The 2318-nt window shown below is 33.8% G+C and carries 4 protein-coding genes; all 4 read right to left on the minus strand.

The annotated features are described in order from the left end of the window. Positions 1 to 381: hypothetical protein (locus tag CEF19_RS00530; protein WP_198510217.1), on the minus strand; the 381-nt coding region annotated here is incomplete at its 3' end. Between the two features lie 121 nt (positions 382 to 502). Continuing rightward, entirely contained in the window at positions 503 to 697 is a 195-nt protein-coding gene (locus tag CEF19_RS00535) for a hypothetical protein (protein WP_100404278.1), read from the minus strand. A gap of 233 nt (positions 698 to 930) precedes the next feature. Continuing rightward, a complete protein-coding gene (spoIID, locus tag CEF19_RS00540; protein WP_100404279.1) occupies positions 931 to 2091 on the minus strand; it encodes a stage II sporulation protein D in 1161 nt (386 codons plus the stop codon). Then, on the minus strand, positions 2081 to 2318 hold a 238-nt coding region (locus CEF19_RS00545), incomplete at its 5' end, for an RNA polymerase sigma factor (protein ID WP_157801060.1). The genes spoIID and CEF19_RS00545, both read right to left, overlap by 11 nt.

A 2318-nucleotide genomic window follows, 5' to 3' on the forward strand; every position in this document is an offset into this window, starting at 1 on the left:
CATGAAGTTGTCTTCTACTTTATAGTTTTCTACTGGTAAGTATTCGTTGATATACCCTTCTTCAATTGCGAAATCTTCGTCTATCACTCCCGTTACACCCATTTCATCAATCATCGAAGTGACCGTTAATTGTAAATCTTCTTCATTTAGCTCCGTTCCATCGTGTTTTATTAATGTTACGTTGGTTAAAGTCGGTTTTCCAAAACCACCCCAATGCAGACCGTAGCCCATATAAAACGGAAGCCTTTCTTCCACAATTGGGGCATCTTTAGCAATATAAGAGGTAGAACCGATAACAAATTCTCCTTTTGAAAAAACATAGTTAAATATAATAACGCTTAATACTAGCGTAGCTCCCAGTATAATAAACCACTTTTTCATTCAAGCACCTCCTTTATAAAAGTTAACACATAATCCCGAAGCTATCTTTAATTATCCTGCTCCGTTAGTGAAAAAGCATTCCTGCTGATGTTGTAGGGAACGCACCCGTTAGCGGCAAACTCTAATCCTTTTTACTTTCTATATTATGTAATTGTGCGACTATAAACATAAGTAATACAACAATCATGCCAACCATAGCCGCAAATCCTGCAACATAACCAGTAAATACTTCATTACCTTCGAAAAGACTAACTATATCAATACCGCCTATTCCTCCAATGAGTAACAAAAACAACATTACTGTAAATTTCCACACATCAAATCCCCCCTAAGTAATGTGAAATCAAATACTATAATTAGTCTAACATTTACGCCTTCTCGGATTTCCTTATTCCATTAAACTGCCTCATTAATGAATAACACCTAATACTTTATTTTATCTTAACATTAATTTCCTTTTATTTAGGGGGGAAAAGAAAAAAACGTTCCTGCTGTTATTCCAGAAACGCATCCTTTAGTCAAATAAGAAAAATGATTTTTTGTTATTTATTATTCAATTAAAGATAATATCTGCGGTAAAAACGTGTTAAGCTTTTCTATTTCAATCCCATTATAAAAATGATTCACGATTTCCTTATAATCTTTGCCTTCAAGTGCCATACCGTTAGCACCGTCCTGACTCATTCCAACTCCATGCCCAAAACCTTTAGTTTCAATCGTTATTTGTTCGCCTTGTCGTTGCCACTTAAAATCAGTAGACTCTAAATCTAATTTTCCTCTAATTTCTCTACCACTAAACTCTTTTCCGTCAATAACAACTATAGCTACACGTCCACCTTCTGTTCGCTCACTAATTTCACCGATTGAACTATCATCTGGTAAAACAATGCCTAGAGCTTTTTCAAATTCATTTATACTGATAACTTTACTTGAACTAAACCGCGGCGATGTTTGGTCCCAAGGGCTGTCAACACTTTTCAAATAAGGAACTTCATTTCCCCAATAGTCCTCTGCATTCTCTGTATAACCGTTGCTAGTTGAGAAAAAAGCAGCTTGAATTGGTTCATTATTAAACGTCAAAATTTGACCTTGTGTTGATAGAACTGCTTCTTCTACTTTTTCCAAATACATTTCATAATCTGTACCCCAAACTGTTTTTAGTTCTTCTTGATTTCGATAAGTTTGGTGAATAGTTGTATCAGTAACCATTGCACCTTCTGGTAGTGAGATATCTCCTGAATGCAAGATGTGTCTTATTATATAGGTTCGTGCTAACAACGCTTGAGATTTTAAGGCTTCCATCTCAAAGGTTGGATCCATTCCCGCTGCAACTACACCCATGACATATTTCTCTAATGGTACTTCTTCTACTTGCTCAGATTCTTCACGGAAAATTGAAATATTAATGTCTTTCTCCTTCAATGTTTCTTCAGTTTCATCTCCAACATTAAAAACTTCTTCTGGTACATTATTTGTTCCGCTTAAGATTTGACTAATATCATTACTAAAAACGTTAAATCCAATAATAATAAATACAATGAAACTAGCTATACTAGCAAAATACAAAGAAAAACCTTTAATTTTTTTCTTATAATGTAATCTATGAGCTTTTTGTAATAAATTACGTTTAGTTTCAATAACAAACTCTTCTCGTGGGTTTATATCGGGTGAATTTTTTATCTTTTTAAATAAATCCTTTTCACTTTGCATTTTCAAATACCTCCTCCATATTAAACTCTAGTTTAGTGTGAAGTTTTTTTAACGCACGGTGGTAATTCACCTTAACTTTAGACTCGCTACAATTTAATATTTTTGCAGTTTCTTTGATAGACATTTCATTAATGCCTCTAAGGATAATAACCTCTCTATAACTTGGCTTTAGTGTTAAGATAGCTCTTTTAACAATTTCTCTTTCTTCTTCGATTTCTAATGCTTCA

The organism is Bacillus solitudinis (genome assembly GCF_002797395.1).
In the GTDB taxonomy this organism is placed as follows: Bacteria; Bacillota; Bacilli; order Bacillales; family Bacillaceae_D; genus Halalkalibacter_A; species Halalkalibacter_A solitudinis.